The sequence below is a fragment of the Variovorax brevis genome, from assembly GCF_030317105.1.
Taxonomy (GTDB): Bacteria; Pseudomonadota; Gammaproteobacteria; order Burkholderiales; family Burkholderiaceae_C; genus Variovorax; species Variovorax brevis.
The window spans coordinates 408,349-426,515 of the sequence record NZ_JASZYG010000008.1 but is presented as its reverse complement, the minus strand read 5'-3'; the positions used below and the strand labels follow the sequence as shown (position 1 = coordinate 426,515).

General features: G+C 66.5%; 20 protein-coding genes. 9 read left to right on the top strand and 11 right to left on the bottom strand.

Annotation, left to right across the window (positions count from 1 at the left end; genetic code table 11):
• Positions 1 to 256: 256 nt before the first annotated feature.
• The 4 genes from QTI66_RS25800 (at position 257) to QTI66_RS25785 (ending at position 2,226) form a co-directional block, all read left to right on the top strand.
• Positions 257 to 679: a YciI family protein gene (locus tag QTI66_RS25800; RefSeq protein WP_286562941.1), complete on the top strand. Its 423-nt coding sequence runs from the start codon at positions 257 to 259 to the stop codon at positions 677 to 679.
• 112 nt (positions 680 to 791) lie between these two features.
• Positions 792 to 1,361, top strand: coding sequence for a phosphatidylglycerophosphatase A family protein (locus QTI66_RS25795; protein WP_286562940.1), 570 nt, complete (start codon positions 792 to 794; stop codon positions 1,359 to 1,361).
• 38 nt (positions 1,362 to 1,399) lie between these two features.
• Complete coding sequence (locus tag QTI66_RS25790) at positions 1,400 to 1,906, top strand: CinA family protein (RefSeq protein ID WP_444815047.1); 507 nt, start codon at positions 1,400 to 1,402, stop codon at positions 1,904 to 1,906.
• Complete coding sequence (locus QTI66_RS25785) at positions 1,903 to 2,226, top strand: GNAT family N-acetyltransferase (protein WP_286562938.1); 324 nt, start codon at positions 1,903 to 1,905, stop codon at positions 2,224 to 2,226. Before QTI66_RS25790 ends, QTI66_RS25785 begins: the two co-directional genes overlap by 4 nt.
• 40 nt (positions 2,227 to 2,266) lie before the next feature.
• Here QTI66_RS25785 and QTI66_RS25780 read toward each other — a convergent pair whose 3' ends face one another.
• Together QTI66_RS25780 and QTI66_RS25775 are read right to left on the bottom strand one after the other, a co-directional pair.
• Complete coding sequence (locus QTI66_RS25780) at positions 2,267 to 2,683, bottom strand: YciI family protein (RefSeq protein WP_286562937.1); 417 nt, start codon at positions 2,681 to 2,683, stop codon at positions 2,267 to 2,269.
• A gap of 135 nt (positions 2,684 to 2,818) precedes the next feature.
• Positions 2,819 to 3,595: a UPF0149 family protein gene (locus tag QTI66_RS25775; RefSeq protein ID WP_286562935.1), complete on the bottom strand. Its 777-nt coding sequence runs from the start codon at positions 3,593 to 3,595 to the stop codon at positions 2,819 to 2,821.
• Between the two features lie 268 nt (positions 3,596 to 3,863).
• On the opposite strand from QTI66_RS25775, the gene QTI66_RS25770 reads away from it, so the two are divergent.
• Positions 3,864 to 4,802, top strand: a complete 939-nt coding sequence (locus QTI66_RS25770; RefSeq protein ID WP_286562933.1) for a BUD32 family EKC/KEOPS complex subunit — start codon at positions 3,864 to 3,866, stop codon at positions 4,800 to 4,802.
• 79 nt (positions 4,803 to 4,881) lie between these two features.
• Entirely contained in the window at positions 4,882 to 5,289 is a 408-nt protein-coding gene (locus QTI66_RS25765) for an FHA domain-containing protein (RefSeq protein ID WP_286562932.1), read from the top strand.
• 13 nt (positions 5,290 to 5,302) lie between these two features.
• Here the strand turns inward: QTI66_RS25765 and gntK are convergent, their stop codons facing one another.
• The 5 genes from gntK to QTI66_RS25740 all read right to left on the bottom strand — a co-directional run bounded on the left by gntK (position 5,303) and on the right by QTI66_RS25740 (position 10,126).
• Positions 5,303 to 6,862 carry a gluconokinase gene (gntK, locus tag QTI66_RS25760; RefSeq protein WP_286562931.1) on the bottom strand — a complete coding sequence of 520 codons (1,560 nt, stop codon included), beginning with the start codon at positions 6,860 to 6,862 and terminating at the stop codon, positions 5,303 to 5,305.
• A gap of 92 nt (positions 6,863 to 6,954) precedes the next feature.
• Positions 6,955 to 7,365 (bottom strand): DUF2306 domain-containing protein, encoded by a 411-nt coding sequence (locus tag QTI66_RS25755; RefSeq protein WP_286562930.1) that lies wholly within the window; start codon positions 7,363 to 7,365, stop codon positions 6,955 to 6,957.
• Entirely contained in the window at positions 7,362 to 8,339 is a 978-nt protein-coding gene (locus QTI66_RS25750) for an alpha/beta hydrolase (RefSeq protein ID WP_286562929.1), read from the bottom strand. The genes QTI66_RS25755 and QTI66_RS25750 overlap by 4 nt, the downstream gene beginning before the upstream one ends.
• 150 nt (positions 8,340 to 8,489) lie before the next feature.
• Positions 8,490 to 8,906, bottom strand: a complete 417-nt coding sequence (locus QTI66_RS25745) for a PIN domain-containing protein (protein WP_286562928.1) — start codon at positions 8,904 to 8,906, stop codon at positions 8,490 to 8,492.
• Positions 8,903 to 10,126: a THUMP domain-containing class I SAM-dependent RNA methyltransferase gene (locus QTI66_RS25740; protein WP_286562926.1), complete on the bottom strand. Its 1,224-nt coding sequence runs from the start codon at positions 10,124 to 10,126 to the stop codon at positions 8,903 to 8,905. The genes QTI66_RS25745 and QTI66_RS25740 overlap by 4 nt, the downstream gene beginning before the upstream one ends.
• 166 nt (positions 10,127 to 10,292) lie before the next feature.
• Between QTI66_RS25740 and QTI66_RS25735 the strand changes: the two genes are divergently transcribed.
• The 3 genes from QTI66_RS25735 to QTI66_RS25725 all read left to right on the top strand — a co-directional run bounded on the left by QTI66_RS25735 (position 10,293) and on the right by QTI66_RS25725 (position 13,841).
• A complete protein-coding gene (locus QTI66_RS25735; RefSeq protein WP_286562924.1) occupies positions 10,293 to 12,086 on the top strand; it encodes an ATP-binding response regulator in 1,794 nt (597 codons plus the stop codon).
• 22 nt (positions 12,087 to 12,108) lie between these two features.
• Entirely contained in the window at positions 12,109 to 12,978 is an 870-nt protein-coding gene (gene phaZ / locus QTI66_RS25730; RefSeq protein ID WP_286562922.1) for a poly(3-hydroxyalkanoate) depolymerase, read from the top strand.
• A 71-nt stretch (positions 12,979 to 13,049) separates the two neighbouring features.
• Positions 13,050 to 13,841, top strand: a complete 792-nt coding sequence (locus QTI66_RS25725) for a hydroxyacylglutathione hydrolase (RefSeq protein WP_286562921.1) — start codon at positions 13,050 to 13,052, stop codon at positions 13,839 to 13,841.
• Between the two features lie 18 nt (positions 13,842 to 13,859).
• Here QTI66_RS25725 and QTI66_RS25720 read toward each other — a convergent pair whose 3' ends face one another.
• From QTI66_RS25720 to lptA, 4 genes are all read right to left on the bottom strand, one after another.
• Positions 13,860 to 14,741 (bottom strand): bile acid:sodium symporter family protein, encoded by an 882-nt coding sequence (locus QTI66_RS25720; RefSeq protein WP_286562919.1) that lies wholly within the window; start codon positions 14,739 to 14,741, stop codon positions 13,860 to 13,862.
• Positions 14,742 to 15,036: 295 nt separating this feature from the next.
• Positions 15,037 to 16,629: an RNA polymerase factor sigma-54 gene (gene rpoN, locus QTI66_RS25715; protein ID WP_286562918.1), complete on the bottom strand. Its 1,593-nt coding sequence runs from the start codon at positions 16,627 to 16,629 to the stop codon at positions 15,037 to 15,039.
• A 14-nt stretch (positions 16,630 to 16,643) separates the two neighbouring features.
• Positions 16,644 to 17,432, bottom strand: a complete 789-nt coding sequence (gene lptB / locus QTI66_RS25710) for an LPS export ABC transporter ATP-binding protein (RefSeq protein WP_286562916.1) — start codon at positions 17,430 to 17,432, stop codon at positions 16,644 to 16,646.
• Complete coding sequence (gene lptA, locus QTI66_RS25705; protein WP_286562914.1) at positions 17,429 to 18,109, bottom strand: lipopolysaccharide transport periplasmic protein LptA; 681 nt, start codon at positions 18,107 to 18,109, stop codon at positions 17,429 to 17,431. Before lptA ends, lptB begins: the two co-directional genes overlap by 4 nt.
• Positions 18,110 to 18,167 lie beyond the last annotated feature (58 nt).

Below are 18,167 nucleotides of genomic sequence, written 5' to 3'. Positions count from 1 at the left end.
CGCAGTGGACCGAGTTCTGCGGACCCCGCCTGTCGTGAGTACCAGCAGCGAAGTCCGAAGGACCGCAGGCGTCAGCCGACCACAGGCATACCGCCCGCCGACGCCGCCCCAACACCTCGAACATCTCGAACACCCAAAACACAAACAAGAAAATAAACGCCCGACACTTGTCGACCCCCTCCCGCCCCATTCGACGTGCATCCAGAGACCGCGGAAATCGCGGTCTCAACCACCCTCAACCTTCAGGAGTCAGACGATGCGATTCATGGTCATTGTGAAAGCCACCGATCAAAGCGAAGCGGGCGCGCCGCCGGATGAAAAAATCCTTGCGGCGATGGGCAAGTACAACGAGGAACTCGCCAATGCCGGGGTGCTGGTTTCGGCCGAAGGCCTGCACCCGAGTTCCAAAGGCGCACGCGTGAAATTCTCGGGCACGCGACGCACCGTCGTCGACGGTCCATTCGCCGAGGCCAAGGAGTTGATCGCCGGCTACTGGATCTTCCAGGTCAAGTCGCGCGAGGAAGCCATCGAATGGGTCAGGAAGTGCCCCAATCCCTTCGAAGGCGAATCGGAGATCGAAATCCGGCAGGTCTATGAACTGGAAGACTTCGGGCCCGAGTTGACCCCCGAGCTGCGCGAGCAGGAATTGCAGGTGCGCGCGCGCATGGAGCGAAACTGATCGTGCGCGGCGGGCTGGACCAGAGTCTCCCTCGCCAGCGGCGGCCTCAATAGGCCGCTACCATCGGCGCACGCCGGCCTCGGGGTCGCGTGAATGAACACCATAGCCGCCGATGTCCGCCGCCTCCGCTCCGTCCCAGCCGCCCTCGCCGCTCGCTCCCGTGCGGCCGACGGTGCGCTTCCTGCTTTCGCACCCCGCCCACTTCATCGCGCTCGGCTGGGGCTCCGGCCTGTCGCCCTTCGCGCCGGGCACCGTGGGCACGCTGTGGGCCTGGGTGGCTTTCCTGGTCATGCAGCGCTGGTTCTCTGCGGCGACCATCGGCTGGATCATCCTGGCCTCGCTTCCCATCGGCTGGTGGGCCTGCACCGTCGCGGCGCGCAACATGCGTGTCGCCGACCCCGGCAGCATCGTGTGGGACGAAGTCGTCGCCTTCTGGATCATCCTGTGGCTCGTGACGCCGGCGAGCTTGCTGGCACAGATCGTCGCCTTTGCGCTCTTTCGCTATTTCGATGCGGCCAAGCCCGGCCCCGTGCGCTGGGCGGACGGGCTGTTCAAGCAACGCGGGGCAACGCCCGACACCATGCGCTGGAGCGCCGCCGGCTTCGGCATCCTCTTCGACGATCTGGTCGCTGCGTTTTGCACGGTGCTGGTGATCGCGCTTTGGCGCGCGTGGTGGTGGTGAATCGACCTCGCTTTCGCAAAATCAAATGAATGAATGACATGCAAGCTGTCGCCGACATGCAAACCCCCGAACTGGTCGCCTTGCTGGCCGACCTGCTGCGCGAGAAAAAATGGATGCTCGCCTCGGCAGAGAGCTGCACCGGCGGATTGATCGCGGGCGCGTGCACCGAAATCTCCGGCTCCAGCGAATGGTTCGAACGGGGCTTCGTGACCTATTCGAATGACGCCAAGACGGAGATGCTCGGCATCGACCCGGCGCTCATCGCCGAGCACGGCGCCGTGAGCGAGCCGGTGGCACGCGCGATGGTGCAGGGCGCCGTGGCGAACTCGCGTGCGCTGGTGGCGCTCGGTGTCACCGGCGTGGCCGGGCCCACGGGCGGCACCGCAGAAAAGCCGGTGGGCACCGTATGGTTCGGCTGGTACGTCAACGGCCAGGTGCGCAGCGAGCGGCGGCGCTTCGACGGCGACCGCTCGGCCATTCGCGCCGCCACCGTACGCTACGCGCTCCAGACCCTTGCAACCATGATCAGGAACTTTCCCCAATGACCGAATCCACCGGCCCGGCGCTCGTCATCACCAACAACGCGGACGCCCATCGCTACGAGGCCTCCAAGGGCGGCAAAACCGCCGCCATCGCCGAGTACAACTTGCTGAGCGAAGCCATCATGTTCACGCACACCGAGGTGATGCCGGAGTTCGAAGGCCAAGGCGTGGGGTCGGCGATTGCGCGCCACGTGCTCGATGAGGCGCGCGCGCAAGGCAAGCACGTGATCCCGGTGTGCCAGTTCATCGCGGGCTACATCCGCAAGCACCCCGAGTACAAGGACCTGGTGCGAGAGGACATCCAGCGCGCCTTCAAGATCTGAGCGGAAGGCGCACCACCTGCTGTGCGCCTTCCCGGCGGGATCAGCCGCCGGCCTTCTTCTGCATCTCGGTGAACCCCGCCGCGGCTTCCTGCACATCGGGCGGGAAATCCGCCATCTCCTGCACCTGGCGCACTTCGATCATTTCGTTTTCGCCGCCCGGGCAGCGCGAGGCCCATTCGATGGCTTCTTCGCGCGACTTGACCTGGATCATCCAGTAGCCGCCCAGCACCTCCTTGGCTTCGCTGAAGGGGCCATCGGTCACCTTGGGCTTGCCGCCTTCGAAGGTGACGCGTGCGCCCATCGACGGTGGATGCAGGCCGTCCAGTGCCAGCAGGACGCCGGCTTTTTGCAGCGACTCGTTGTACTTCATCATGGCCGCGACGGCATCGGCGCTGGGCATGGTGCCGGGGGTGGCGCTCTCGTAGCCCTTGGGGATCATCAACATCATGAAACGCATGGAAAACTCCTTGTGATGGATTGACTGAACAAGAAATGGGATGCGTGCCGGCGCCACCACGGGCGCCATTTTTCTCACGCTCCACCCCTACGTCGAACGGGCTCGCGCGAAATCGACACGGCGCTCAAAAAAATTTCAAGTCGCTCCGTGGCACTTCTTGTACTTCTTGCCGCTGCCGCAGGGGCAGGGGTCGTTGCGGCCCGGCGTGGGTTCCTTGCGCACGGTTTCCACGCGCGGACCCATGCTCTTCCACAACTGGCGCAGGTCGTACACCGCCCAGATGGCGGCGCCAAAGTCGTCGATGCGCTTCTGGCTCACGGTGGGTGGGCCGTTTTCTTCGTACATCGACAGCTCGGGCTTGCCGGTGTCGTCCTCGGTCAGGGTGACGATGGCGTCGAGCGCGCCGTCGAGCATCTCCGCGGCTTCCCGGTCGCGGGGCTGCGCCCAGTCCTCGGGCCAGTTCTCCACCGCGTACATGAAGCCGATGGCCCACACCTGCGCGAAGGAAGGAATGGCTTCGCCGGCCATGGCGTCCTGCTCTTCCTGCGGCAGCGAGGCGATGGCGCCGCGGGTGTCGAGCACTTCGGGCTGGTAGGTGCGCTCGTCGTCCAGCGACTGCACGTCGGCGTCCAGGCCGTCTTCGATCTCGGTCCATCGGCGCTTCCAGCGCCAGACGAATTCCATGTGCTGCGCCGGCTTGAATTCGCCAAAGAGCACCGGCCAGTATTCGGCGGGCAGGATCTCGCGCCGGCAGCAGATCAGCGCGGCCATGAAGCCTTCGCAGAACTCCCACTGCGGGACTTCCTCGTCGTGCTCGCGCATCGCGTCGAGTTCGGCGTCGAGCGCGTCAAAGTCATCGGGGCCGAGGGCTGCGCCAGCGGCGTCGGGGGTGGGGGCGGGAGTGGTTGTCATGGCGTGCAAAAAAGAGCCCTCTATGATGCAGCAGTGCGCCGCTCCATACCGTGACCACTCCATCCCTTTTACCTGTTCCCGCGCGTTACACCGCCTTGGCGTTGTGCGTGGCCGGCTCCGGCCATCCGGCTTGCCGCGACGCAGGCGGCCGACCCGCCAAAGAACGTTTTGTTGCAGCTTCGCGCAACAACGCATTTCGCACCTTGGTCCGCCTGCATGGGCCGCTGGCCAGCAGGGCCTTCCGCTTTCAACCGCTTCCACTCGCCGCATGACACCCCTGAAACGAGGCAATGGTGGAACGACGCGCGTGCAGTCGCGCAAAGGCATTGCATCGGCGCCGGCGCCCCTGGCCACCGCCGAATCGTCAACGTCCGCCGGCATGGACTACGCCAGCTTCCTGCAGGTCACCTTGCCGCAGCAGGCCAAGGCCGTGTCGAGCCACCGCTTTGGCGCCGAGCGCGTCTGGCTGAAAAAGGCCGGACCGCGCCACGGCAAGGCGCGCTACCACCTGCTGGCGCTGGTGGCCGGCCTGTTCCGCCTCGACGTGCTGAGGCCCGTGCCCAACCCGGGTGGCGAGGCGGCCATCGAGATCGAGGCGCGCCGGCTCAGGCAGCTGGGCGCCGCCGGCCTGCGCGTGCCGACCGTGCTGGCGCAGCAGGCGGACGGGCTGCTCATCTCCGACCTGGGCGAGAGCGGCCGCGCGCCGGTGGTGCTGCAGGAGCGGCTCGACCAGGCCGCCGCCGCCGGACCGGCCGCACTGCTCGCGGTGTGGCGCGAAGGGCTGGACGCCATTGCGCATGTGCACGCGCACGACGCCTACCTGAGCCAGGCCTTCGACCGCAACCTGGTGCAATGTCCGGACGGCGTGATCGGCTACATCGACTTCGAGGACGACCCGGGCGAAACCCTGGGCTTGGCCGAATGCCAGGTGCGCGACTGGCTCAGCTACCTGCATTCCACGGCCGCGCTGGTGCATGCTGCGGCGCCGCATGCCGCCGGCGGCCATTGGCACGCGGTGCTGGCCGACGCGAGCGACGTGGTGCGCGAACGGCTCGCCGTGGCCGCCCGCCGCATGCGCTGGCTGTGCCACCTGCCGAAAAGCCGGCGCTGGGGCCGCGACACACAGCGCGTGCGCGCCGCCGCCCGCCTGCTCGCGCGCTGGTACAGCCTGAACGGCAAGACCTTTGTGGCGCCGACGCGCTTCTAGTGCGGCTTGGGCGCAGGCGGGGCTTTTGGCCGCGACAGGTTCGGCGGAGAATGGGCGCCCATTCGCGCAAGGACCCTTGATGCCGAAACTGATCATGATGGACGCGACAGGCCACGCCCGGCAGATCCAGCTGAAGCCGCAGACGAACACCGTCGGGCGGGGGCCTCACAACGACATCGTCATCGATTCCCTGCGCGCCAGCCGTTCGCATGCGGTCATCACGGTCGACAACGCGCTGGTCCACATCACGGACCTCCACAGCACGAACGGCACCTTCGTCAACGGCCACCTGGTCGACAAGCAGGCGCTGGCGCATGGCGACGCCATCCAGGTGGGAAGCATCGAGATCCGCTTCGTCGCCGGCGACCAGCAACTCAACGAGCTCGAGGCGCTGCGCATGCTGACGGCGCCCGACCCGCTGGTCGACCTGGACCGCGACCAGGTCACCAAGCCCGACGAAGTGCACAAGCCCTACAGGAAGTCCTGAGGGCGCTTTTTTTTCAGCTTGCCGTGCGTGTGTCCGGCGCGGCCGTGTCCTGCTGGAACTGCGCGATGGCGCGGTATTCCTGCGACAGCTTTTCAGGCAATGAAAGATAGATGGGCAGCAGCCGCTTGTAGAGCGCGGCGTTGCGGGCATTGGGTGTGTGGCGGTGCGTGGAGCCGACCATGCCGGCCACGACGCCCAGCGAATCGACATGGCCCAGCGCATACAGGCCCAGCACGGCCGCGCCCAGGCAGGAGCTTTCGAAGCTTTCGGGCACCACCACTTCGCGGTCGAACACGTCGGCCATCATCTGGCGCCACAGACCCGAGCGCGCGAAGCCGCCTGTGGCCTTGATGGTCGTGCTGGTGCCGACGATGGATTCGACCGCCGGCAGGATGCTGTAGAGGTTGAAGATCACGCCTTCCAGCACCGCGCGGATCATGTGCTCCTTGCGGTGGTGCATGCCCAGCCCGAAGAAGGAGCCGCGCAGGTTGGCGTTCCAGTACGGCGCGCGCTCGCCCGCCAGCCAGGGATGAAAGAGCAGCCCTTCCGCGCCGGCCGAGACCCGCTCGGCGATGCGCGTGAGCACTTCATAGGTGTCGATGCCAAGGCGCTTGGCGGTCTCGGCCTCGGCGGAGGCGAACTCGTCGCGCACCCAGCGCAGGATGATGCCGCCGTTGTTCACCGGTCCGCCGACGACCCATTGCCGCCCGGTCAGCGCGTAGCAGAAGGTGCGGCCGGCCGGGTCGGTCATCGGGCGGTCGACCACGGTGCGCATGGCTCCGCTCGTGCCGATGGTGACCGCCACCTCGCCGGGCGAAACCGCGTTCACGCCGAGGTTGGAGAGCACGCCGTCGTTGGCGCCCAGCACGAAGGGCGTGTGCGCCGACAGGCCCAGTTTTTCGGCGGTCCCGGTGTTGAGGCCCGCCAGGTGCTCGGTCGTCGGCGCGGGCCGGGACAGCTGCTCCGCGCGCACACCGGCCAGCGCCAGCGCCTCGGCGTCCCAGTCGAGCGCCTCGAGGTTGAACAGGCCCGTGGCCGACGCGATGGAATGGTCGATGAGCCAATGCCCGAACAGGCGGTGGAAGACGTATTCCTTGATGCCGACAAAGCGGTCGGCCTTCGCAAACAGCTCGGGCCGGTCGTGGCGCAGCCACACGAGCTTGGCGAGCGGCGACATGGGATGGATCGGCGTGCCCGTGCGCCGGTAGATCGCATCGCCGTTGAACTCCGTCTTGATGCGCTCGGCCCAGGCGGCGGCGCGGTTGTCGGCCCAGGTGATGCTGCGGGTGATCGGCGTGCCCTTTGCATCCACCAGGATCACGCTGTGCATCGCGGCGCTGAAGCTGACGCACAGCACGTCATCCGCCTTGGCGCTGCATTGCGCCACGCACGACGCGATGACAGCGAGCACCGCTTGGTAGATCTGCTCAGGATCTTGCTCGGCTGCTGCGGGCTCGGGCCGCAAGATGGGATAGTCGACTGCGTGATGTGCGAGCACAGCACCCACTGTCGTGAAGGCCACGGCCTTGGTGCTGGTGGTGCCGATGTCGACACCGATGGCGATTCGGGTCACGGCAACCTCCGTTCAAGCGACCATGTTGGCACGCATGATAAAGACGATTGGGTTGGTGGGGCGCAACGATTCCGTTGCTGTCCACGCAAGCCCTACTGCGAACCGAAGGCCAGCTGGCCCAGCATGCGATAGGGCAGGAGCGTGAAAGCTCCCGCAATTCCAAGTCCGGCAAACGTGGCGACCATGGTGATCTTGTGGCCGCGAACATTGCGCTTGCGGATGAACATGACGCCCAGCGGCAGGAAGATGAGCACGGCCACGCTCAGGACATGGATGGCGCTGAACCGTCCCCGTGCCTGGATCAACAGCGAGGTGATGGATGCGCTGAGCATGAGCACGACCCAGGACCAGCCGATGAGCTTGTGAGATACCGTTCCCTTGCGTCGCAACAGCACAAGCATTCCAAGTACCAGCGCCGCAACCGCGACTGCAAGATGCGCGCGAACAAACCACGGGGCCTGCGTGAAGGTGTAGATCACCAGTTCCTGGGTGTTCGCGGTCATTGCAAGGCCTCCCCGGTCATTCGCTTGACGGCATCCACCGCTGCCGCAATCGGCGCCGCATCGAGCGTCAGCGGGATGTGCCCCACGCCGGCGACCAGCGTCACGGGAACGTCCTTTTCCGCGGCGTGGAAGATGCCAGCCAGCCGGTCACTGTAGAAGGCCTCATCGTCCAGCCCTGCCACGACGCGCATCGGCTGCCGCACGGCGCGAATGCTGGCGCGGTAGTCCCGCTCAGGCCGGAAGTTCTGTGCGAGCGCGAAACCGTATTCCGGCGTCAGCATGACCTTGGCTTCGTCGTTGAGTGCAAAGCGCGTGATGGGCAGCTTGTCGAAAGCGTGAATGCCAACGGCATTGAGCGACAGGATCGCCATCGCACGCGGCACACCCACGCTGACCCAGCCGCCGCTGCCCGGCCGGTAGTTGGGCGCGTCCTGCCCGAGGAAGGGCGCCAGCAGCAGATAGTTGGCAAAGAGCGCCTGCCTGTCGCTCGCCGCAAAGCGCAAGGCGAACCCGCCGCCAGCCGAGAAGCCGGCGAGCGTTGAGGGTGACGCGGGGCGGACCGCCTTCACGAAGTCTTCGACATCGTCTTCCAGCTGGCCGACGTACGCGATCTGCCCTTTGGCGCCGGAATCGCCGTGGCCGCGCATGTCCAGCGTGTAGGCCGCAAAGCCGGCAGCGGCGAAGGCCTTGGCCATGACGTGCATGCTGCTGCCGCGCGCCGACGATCCGTGAACGAGCACCACACTTCCCCCGGCCTCTGCGGCCGGACGGTAGACGCGATAGGCCAGCGCCGCGCCATCGCGCGCCGTGTAGCGCCAGATGGGCGGCATGCCGGACCAGTCGACGGTCTTGAACGGGTCGTTGATGCTGCCCATCGCGGGCGGCGTGCCGGGTCCACCCCAGGCGATGGCCGCGCCGATGCAGGCGAGGCAGGCCGCGATCAGCAGGGTGCCGAGAAGGGCAATCAGTTTCATGAGGGGTCTCCCGAAGCGCGATGAGGCGCATCGTCGGCTCCAGGAAACCGCCTCTCCAGCCCTATTCGATGAAACGCCGATGGAAGGCGCCAGATGTTGTGGGCCGCGACAAAACGCTGCGTTGGCAGCCCGCCCGCGCGCTCGCGCCCCTCAGGCCGTGGCATCGAATGCGGGCACGACGGTCACACCCAGGAGCGCAAGACGCTTCTGCATGACCAGCACCGCCCGATCCTTGCTGATCAGTTGCGCACGATGCGCCACGGCGAGGTCGACGAACATCTGGTCGTCCGCGTCTTCGCAAGGAAGCGACGCGGTGGCGGGCGTGTCGACCAGCCGCACTCGCGCGTCGAACGCAGCCAGCACCTGCGCTGCGTCGCGCCCGCCGCGTTCGAGGCGAGGCACGATCAAGGGATAGCCGAGCACCCGCACCAGTTCGTCGCGCATCGCTTGCGTGGCGATCCACTCGAAGGTGCCGGCGTCGATCACGGCCCGCAAGCTCATGCAGGAAGGATCGTCGAACACCAGCAGGTCGAGCGCGACGTTGGTGTCCAGAACGAGCAGGGTCATGGTCGCGCGCGTGCCGAACCGGCGACCATGTCGAAGCGGAACAAGCGGCACTCGATCGGCCCATTCCACATCGGCACCCGCCGCGATTCCTTCAGGCGCATCTTCTGCGGCAGCTTGAGGTCGGGCGTCAGGACCCAGGCCGTCCAGCCCGCGTAGTTCTTCTTCCAATGCGTGGCCAACTGCGAGAAGAACTCGCCGCCGTCTTCCGTCGTCTGCGCCGCTTCGCGGGCACCCGCGCGCGCCACGCCGCCGACTTCGATGCGTTCGCCGTACGGTGGGTTGAGCACGATCACGCCGCGCTCGGCCGGCGGCATGCGCTGCAAGGCGTCGCCGCCACGCAAGGACACGCGATCCGCGACACCCGCACGCTCGGCGTTGCGTTCTGCAAAGTCGACCATGCGGTGTGACACGTCGGAGCCGAACACTTCGATGGCCTTGGGCGCGGAGACACTGGCCGCCTCGTTCTGCAACGCCGCCCACACATGCGACTGGAAGGGCAGCAGCTTTTCAAAGCCGAAGCGCCGCTGGCCGCCCGCCGGCATGCCGGCCGCTATCTGCGCCGCCTCGATGGCGATGGTGCCGCTGCCGCAGCACGGGTCGTACAGGGGCAACTCCGACACCTCGCCCTTTTCCGGGTTCCACCATCCACTGGCCGCGAGCATGGCCGCGGCCAATGTTTCCTTGAGCGGCGCGTCACCCTTGTCGGTGCGCCAGCCGCGCTTGAACAGGGGCTCGCCGCTGGTGTCGATATACAGCGTGCAAGTGTCGGTCGTGAGGTGCGCGAACACGCGCACGTCGGGCCATGTCGTCTCGATGCTGGGGCGTACGCCGCCGGCCTTGGCGCGAAAGCGGTCGGCAATCGCGTCCTTGATGCGCAGCGTCGCGAAATTCAGGCTCTGCAGCGGGCTGTGCTGCGCGGTGGTCTCGATCTTGAAGGTCTGCTTCGGCGTGAACCAGATTTCCCACGCGACGCCACTGGCGGCCTGGTAGAGGTCGTTCTCGCTGCGGTAGGGCGTGTGCGACAGTTGCACCAGCACGCGCTGCGCCAATCGGCAGTGCAGGTTGAGCTTCATGGCGTCGCGCCACGAGCCGCGCACAAAAACCCCTCCGCGCGCGGCCACGAGGTCGTCGCCCACCAGACCGGTATGACGGTGCACTTCCTGTGCAAGCAGGTCCTCGACGCCGGCGGCGCAAGGCAGGAACAAATGAAGCTGGCTCATCCCCCGATTGTCGGGCCTGGACCACACCTGGCATGCCCCGCGACAAGGGAACCGTTCAGCGTGGCCTATAGTTGTACTGGTGATGAGTTTCCGTTCCAATTCCGCCCCCCAATCCCGCCAACATCCCGTAACAAATTCGGGCCACTTCGTTGTCCAGTGCGAGATCTTGCGGCTGAGCACCCAGCCCGGCGGCACCGTGATGGCCTTCCAGTTTGCGCTCGACTGCGGCGTGGCCTGCCTCTTTGCGTGGCAATACTCCCCGATGATGGCCGCCATCTGGCTGGCGCTCATCGCCGTCACGACGGCCTACCGCGGCTTTTTCCCGCAACAGTTGCCCGATCCGCTCACGCCCGCCAACCTGCCGCTGGCGCTGCGCGAACACACGCTGCGAATTGCAGTGCACGAAGGTGCGCACGGCATGGCCGGCGTGCTTCTGTTCCACCCGCACGACGCGGTCGCGCAACTGTTGCTCGGCATGGTGATGATGGGCATGACGCTGTCTTCGGCGTTTTCCGTTTCCTACCTTTCGCGCGCGATGCAGTTGGCCATCACCGTGCTGATGACCCCGATCGTCGTCATGGGCCTGCTGTTTGGCGCGCCGCCGACGATCGGGCTCGCCCTGCTGGGTTCGGCTCTGCTCGTGATGGTGTGGAAGCTCGTTGCCGAGCGCTCCCGCAAGCTGGAAGAAAGCATCGGCCAGCGGCACAACGAGAGCGAACTGCACGCGGCGGCCGTGGCCAACCTGCACGCTGCGCAGCAGATTCAGGAAGAACGCCTGCGCTTTTTCTCGGCCGCCAACCACGACTTGCGGCAACCGGTGATGGCCATCGGGCTGCAGACCGAGGTGCTGCAACGCCAGATCTACGAAGGCGCCAGCACGCAGACGGTGCAGGCCACGCTCGCCTCGCTGGCGCGCGCGCAGGATGCACTGGAAGGCCTCACCAACCAGTTGCTCGAAATCGGCCGCATCGAGGCCGCCGCCGACCCGCTCACGCCGGGCGCCGTGCCATTGGCGCCGCTGCTGGGCGAGTTTGCGCGGCAGGTCAGCGGCTACCGCGTGCGCGTGCGCTGTCCCATGGACGCCATCGTGTGGAGCGACCCCGTGGCGCTTCGCCGGATGGTGGCCAACCTTGTGGACAACGCCATCAAGTTCACGCCCCGGGGCCGGGTGATGCTCGCCTGCCGCAAGCGCGGCGAACGCTGGCGCGTCGAAGTGCGCGACAACGGCATCGGCATCGCGCCCGAAGCGCAGGAACGCGTGTTCGGCGACTTCGAACAGGTTGGCAACGATGAGCGCAACCTGCGGCGCGGACATGGGCTGGGCCTGGCCATCGTGCGGCGCCTGGCGCAGCGGCTTGGCGTCCAGGTCACGCTGCGCTCGGCGCCGGGCCGAGGATCGGTCTTTGCCTTCGAGATGGCTGCTGCGCCGCAGCCTCTTCCGGTTGTTTCGGCACCGACGGCCCTGTCGAAGGTGCTCGCGTCGACGCTCGAACGCGACACCGTGTCGGTGCGGCCGGGACTGGCCGTGCTGGTGGTGGAAGACAACGCCGTGGTGGCCGACAGCCTCGTGGCCATCCTGAAGCAATGGAATGCGCAGCCACATGCCTACGGCAGCGCGGCCGAAGCGCTGGCGCTCGCCAACCTGCAAAACATCGACGTCGCGCTGTGCGACATCCGCTTGCCGGGCAACATGGACGGCGTGGCGCTGGCCGCGCGCCTGCAACAGCAAAAGCCCGACCTGACCGTCGCGCTGATCTCTGCCGACATCGACAAGGCCACGAGCGCCCTGGCCCGCGAGCGCGGCTGGCTCGCGCTGCGCAAGCCCGTGCAACTGGCTGAATTGCGCGCCGTACTGGCGTCGGTGCCGCCATCGCCCCCAACGGCGACGACGGTGGTGGAGCACAGCAGCGCTGCACCGTCGATATCCATGGGCCGCGCCGACTGCGTTGCTTCGAGCTGATGGCGTGATGACGTCAAAACGCATGGCCCCCACCGACGACGGGGAGATGCCGTTCCAGATCGAGCTGCTGACCATCGCCGGCAACCAGCTTCGCGTCGGACGCAAGCCAGCCGATGGCAAGGGCAAGGGCAAGGGCAAGGACGGCAATGCCGCCATTCCGCTTTTGCTCTTCAACGGCATCGGCGGCAACATCGAACTGATGGCGCCGATTGCGCGGGCGCTGCGCGGGCGTGAAGTCATCGTCTTCGACGTGCCGGGCGTGGGCCAGTCGGCCTTGCCGACACTGCCCTACCGCATGCGGCACATTGCGCGCCTGGCCTGCCGCGTGCTGGACCACTACGGGCACCCGGTCTGCGATGCGCTCGGCACCTCGTGGGGCGGCGCCGCGGCCCAGCAATTTGCGCACAGCGACAGCACGCGCTGCAGGCGCCTGATTCTCGCGGCAACGGCCACGGGCACGATCATGGTGCCGGCGCGCTTCGACGTGCTGCTGAAGATGGCCATTCCGCGGCGCTACATGTCCCGCGAAGACGCAATGCAAGTCGCCGGGCAAATCTACGGCGGCGACTTCCGCAGGGACCCCGAGCTGGGGCGCCAGGTGTTCAGGCACGTCAAGTGGCCGTCGCGGCTGGGCTACTACTACCAGCTGGGCGCCGGCGTGGGATGGACCAGCGTGCACTGGCTGCCGCGCCTGCGGCAACCCACGCTGGTCATGGCGGGCGAAGACGATCCGCTCATTCCGCTGTCCAACGCCAAGATCATGCAGCTGCTGATTCCCCGCAGCGAGCTGCGCGTGTTCGACTGCGGGCACATGTTCCTGGTGACGCGCGCCGAAGAGTCGGCGGAAGTCATCCGCGAGTTTCTCGACCGGCCGGAAGCGCCGCACGACTGACGCGCGACCAGCGTTCTCCATGCAAGCGCGGCGTGCCGTCGCTACCATTGCGCGACACACTGGAGCACCCCATGATCGTCGAGCGCATCTGGACAGGCAACGCCTACCGCAACTACAACTACCTGATCGTGTGTCCCGAGAGCGGCGAGGCGCTGGCCATCGATCCGCTGGACCATCAGAAGTGCCTGGCGGCGGCGAAGGCGAAGGGCTGGGAGATCACGCAGATCCTCAACACGCACGAGCACCATGACCACACCGGCGGCAACGCGGCCGTCGTCGCGGCGACCGGGGCCAAGGTGATCGGGCACCACAAGGCGGGCTCGCGCATCGAGGGCATGGACCGCGGTGTGAAGGCGGGCGACATCATCAAGGTCGGCAAGACGGTGGAGCTCGAGTGCATGGACACGCCCGGCCACACGATGTGCCACATCTGCCTGCGCTCGCACACCGAGCAGCCGGCCCTGTTCTCGGGCGACACGCTGTTCAACGCCGGCGCGGGCAACGTGCACAACGGCGGCAACGTGAACGACCTCTACACCACCTTCGTCGACCAGTTGGCCAAATTGCCCGAGGACACGCGCGTGTACCCCGGCCACGACTACATCGAGAACAACCTGCGCTTCACGCTGGCGCGCGAGCCCGACAACGCTGCGGCAAAGGCGCTGCTGCCCGAGGTGACGGAGCACGACCCGGCGCAGTCGCGCGTCACGACGCTGCGCGAGGAAAAACTCTTCAACACCTTCCTGCGCCTGTCGAGCCCGAGCCTCATCGCGGTGCTTCGCAAGGAGTTCCCGGACCTGCCCGGGAACCCGGACGCGAAGACGGTGTTCGTCAAGCTGCGCGAGTTGCGCAACAAGTGGTGAGGCGCTCGCGCCTGCTGATCAACGCTGCGAGGTCACCAGCGCATCGGCGGGCCGGCGCGACACCCACCAGCCGAAGGCCGCCGCCGTGAAAAACATCAGCAGGCCGTAGATGGCCGGCGCGATGGACATGGCGCCGTTCTTCAGCACCGCCAGCGCGAGGTAGATGGCCAGCGTGCTGTTGTGGATGCCGATCTCGAAGGCGATGGCGCGGCTCTGTCCTTCCGTCAGGCGCGTGAGCTTGCCGACGTAGTAGCCCACCAGCATGCTGGCAAGGTTGAAGATGAGCGCGGCGGTGCCGACGGTCTGCAGGCTGCTGGCGAGAATCGCCCGCTCGCGCACGAGGATCGAAACGATCAGCAGCGCCAGGATCAGCGAAGAAGCGACCTTCACCGGCTTGTCCATGCGGGCCGAGAAGCGCGGAAACTTCGCGTGAATGACCATGCCGATGGCGACCGGCGTCAGCACCAGGCCGATGACTTCCAGCGTCTTCTGGAACTGAAGCGGAATGTAGGCCTGGCTGCCCATGAAGCTGCTCAGCGCGAAGTTGACGATCAGCGGAATGCTGACGATGGCCAGCACGCTGTTGATGGCCGTGAGCGAAATGTTCAACGCCACGTCGCCCTTGAAGAGGTGCGAATACAAGTTCGCGGTGATGCCGCCGGGCGATGCGGCCAGCAGCATCATGCCCACGGCCAGTTCGGGAGGCAGGCCAAGCAGCTTCACGAGGAAGAAGCACAGGGCCGGCAGCAGCAGCACCTGGCACAGCAGGCCCACGAGGATCGCCTTGGGCTGGACCAGGATGCGCTTGAAGTCTTCCACCCGCAGGTGCAAGCCCAGCCCCAGCATGATGATGGCGAGTGCCAAGGGAAGGCCGATGGTGGCCAGTGCGCTGTCTTGCATCTGAAGGATTTCCTGGGGAACGGATGGGGAACAGGCTAATGTAGGAAGCGTGCGTGGCGGGGACTGTCACGAAGCTTCCATATCGGGGGTAATTCCTGACGCTGCTTACCCGCATCTCTTCGTTCTTGCTCCCTCTCCCTCCGGGAGAGGGCGGGGGTGAGGGCACCGGGCGGTTGATAGCGCGTGGTCGATCCACGGCCCATGCCCCTCACCCCAACCCTCTCCCCGGAGGGGCGAGGGAGCAAAACCCGAAGCGCGAGGAGCAAGGCCCCGGAGGGCGAGCGAGCAAGAACTCTTAGAGCGCCTTGCGCAGATTGGCCGGCGCGATGCGCAACGCCTCGCGGTACTTCGCAACCGTGCGCCGCGCGCATTCAATGCCCTGCTCCTTCAGCATGTCAGACAGCTGGCTGTCGCTCAGCGGCTTCCTCAGGTCTTCCGAGCTCACGAACTGCTTGATGAGCGCGCGCACCGCCGTGCTCGACGCGTTGCCGCCGGTCTCGGTGCCCAATGCCGAGCCGAAGAAGTACTTGAGCTCCACCGTGCCGAAAGGCGTCGCCATGTACTTGGCGGTGGTCACGCGGCTGATGGTCGATTCATGCAGCCCCAGCTCGTCCGCGATTTCGCGCAGCACCAGCGGTCGCATGGCCAACTCGCCGTGCACGAAGAAGTTCTTCTGCCGGTCCACGATGGCGTTGGACACGCGCAGGATGGTGTCAAAGCGCTGCTGGATGTTCTTGATGAACCAGCGCGCCTCCTGCAGCCGCTGCGACAGCGCCTGGCTGCCTTCACCCTTGTGCGCTTTGAGCGCGCCGGCGTAGATGTCGTGCACGCGCAGGCGCGGCATCACGTCGGGGTTGAGCTGCACGCGGAACTTGACGTTGGTGCCCCGGCCCATGCGCGTGACGATGACGTCCGGCACGATCACGTTGCGCTCCACGTCCACGAAACGTCGACCCGGCTTGGGCTCCAGACGCGCGATGAGCTGCATCGCGGTGCGCACGGTCTCTTCGTTGCTGCGCGTGAGCGTGGCCAGGCGCTTGAAGTCGCGCCGCGCCAGCAGCGTCATCGGCTGCTTGCAGATGCCCAGCGCCGTGCGATAGACCTCGGCCATGGCTTCGGAGTCGTCCTGCCCTTGCAATGCACGCACCTGGATGGCAAGGCACTCGCCCAGGTCGCGCGCGCCGACGCCCGCGGGCTCCAGGCTCTGCAGCAGGCCCAGCGCCATCTGGAAGCGATGCACCAGGTCGTCGAACTGGTCGTTGTCGTCGCCCGCCAAGCCGGAGGCCAGCGCCGGCAGCGAGTCTTCGAGATACCCGTCGTCGTTCAGCGATTCGATCAAAAAGCGCAGCGCGGCGCGGTCCACTTCGCCCAGGCGCAGCGACAGCGCCTGCCGGTGCAGGAAGGCCTGCAGCGATTCCTGGCTGCGCGCCAGTTCGGTGGCGTCGGCGCGTTCGCTGTCGTCGCCCAGGTTGTTGGCGCGGGCGGGCGCGTCGCTGCCCCATTCGCTGTCGTCCGGCGCGATGTCGACGGTGCCGTCGCCTTCCCAATCGGGCTCATGGTCGACCACGTCGTTGGGCGTGTCGGCCGTGGTGACGTCGGCGTCCTGCGTGGCGACGGTGCTCACGCCATCCGCGCCGTTCATCACCGAGACGGCAGCCGATTCCTCGTCGCGCACGTCGCGTGCAATCTGCGTGTCTTCACGCTCCAGCCCGAATTCCTCGCGCGGCGCTTCGTCGGCCGTGCGTTCGAGGAACGGGTTTTCGTCGAGCATCTGCTCGACCTCCTGGCTCAGTTCAAGCGTCGACAGCTGCAACAGCCGGATCGACTGCTGCAATTGCGGTGTCAGCGCGAGATGCTGCGATACGCGCAGCGAGAGACCTTGCTTCATCGCGAACTGTGCCCCTACATACGGAAATGCTCGCCGAGGTACACCCTGCGTACATCGGCGTTGTCGACGATCTCCGATGGCGTGCCTTGTGCCAGCACGTGCCCGTCGCTGATGATGTAAGCGTGATCGCAGATGCCCAGCGTTTCACGCACGTTGTGGTCGGTGATTAGCACACCAATTCCACGTTCTTTCAAAAAACTGATGATCCGCTGGATCTCGATCACCGCAATCGGGTCGATCCCCGCGAAAGGCTCGTCCAGCAGGATGAAGCGCGGCTGCGTGGCCAGGGCGCGTGCGATTTCCACGCGCCGGCGCTCGCCGCCGGACAGCGCCAGCGCCGGTGAATCGCGCAGGTGGTCCACCCGCAGGTCGGCCAGCAGCTCTTCCAGCCGCTCGTCCATGCGCTGCTTCGACAAGGGCACCGCGCGGCCATGCTCGTCGACTTCGTGTTGCAACTCGAGCACGGCGCGCACGTTGTCGGCCACGTTCAGCTTGCGGAAGATGGAGGCTTCCTGCGGCAGATAGCTCAGGCCCATGCGCGCGCGGCGGTGGATGGGCATGTGGGCGATGTGCTCGCCGTCGATGGTGATCTCGCCATCGTCGGCCCGAACCAGCCCCACGATCATGTAGAACGAGGTCGTCTTGCCGGCGCCGTTGGGCCCCAGCAGCCCGACCACTTCGCCCTTTTGCACGCCCAGCGACACGTCCTTGACCACCATGCGGCTGCCGTAGGACTTTTGCAGGCCCCGGGCTTCCAGGCGGCTGCCGGAGTTGCCGTTGACGACGGAAGCTGATTCGATCACTTGGCGCCCTCTCCACCCAAAGTCGTGCTGGGGCGCAGGCCCTTGCCGGGTGCCGGCGTGGCCGCGGGCGCGGCGGCAGGCGCGCCGCCAACGGCCGGGCGCGGCGTCATGATGGCCCTCACGCGGCCGCCACCGGCCGGGGCTGCACCGGGCGCCGGCGGGGCACCGTTGACGCTGAAGGTGTCGTTGCTCTGGTCGTACACGATGAGCGGGCCCGTGGTTTCGTCGTTGACGGTCGCGCCCAGCAGGCGACGCATGACGGCGTGGCCGATGAACTTGACGTTGTCCGCGCGGCTGTCGTATTCGATGCGGTCGGCCTCGCCCTCGATCCACTCGTCGCCCGGCGCGTCGCGCTTTTGCTTGAAATAAGCCAGCTTGCCGGGCTCGGCCGTGACCACGCCGAACTGATAGCCCTCCGGGTCCTGCCGCACGTCGATGCGTGTTCCGCGGATCACGATGGTGCCCTTGGTTACCACCACCTTGCCGTTGAAGACGCTGGCCTGCTTCAGGTCGTCGTAGCGCATCGAGTCGGCCTCGATGTTCATCGGCTTGGCGCGGTCCGCCTTTTCGGCATGGGCCGCCAAGCCGGCGCCGGCCAGTGCCAGCGCACACAGAACGGCGCGGCCGGGACGACTCAAACGGTCGATGTTCAGGGGGTAGGCGGATCGTCGGGTCATAAAGGCACGAAACTTGCTCAACGATTGTAGGGGCCAAATGGCGAAGCCCAGACGAAAA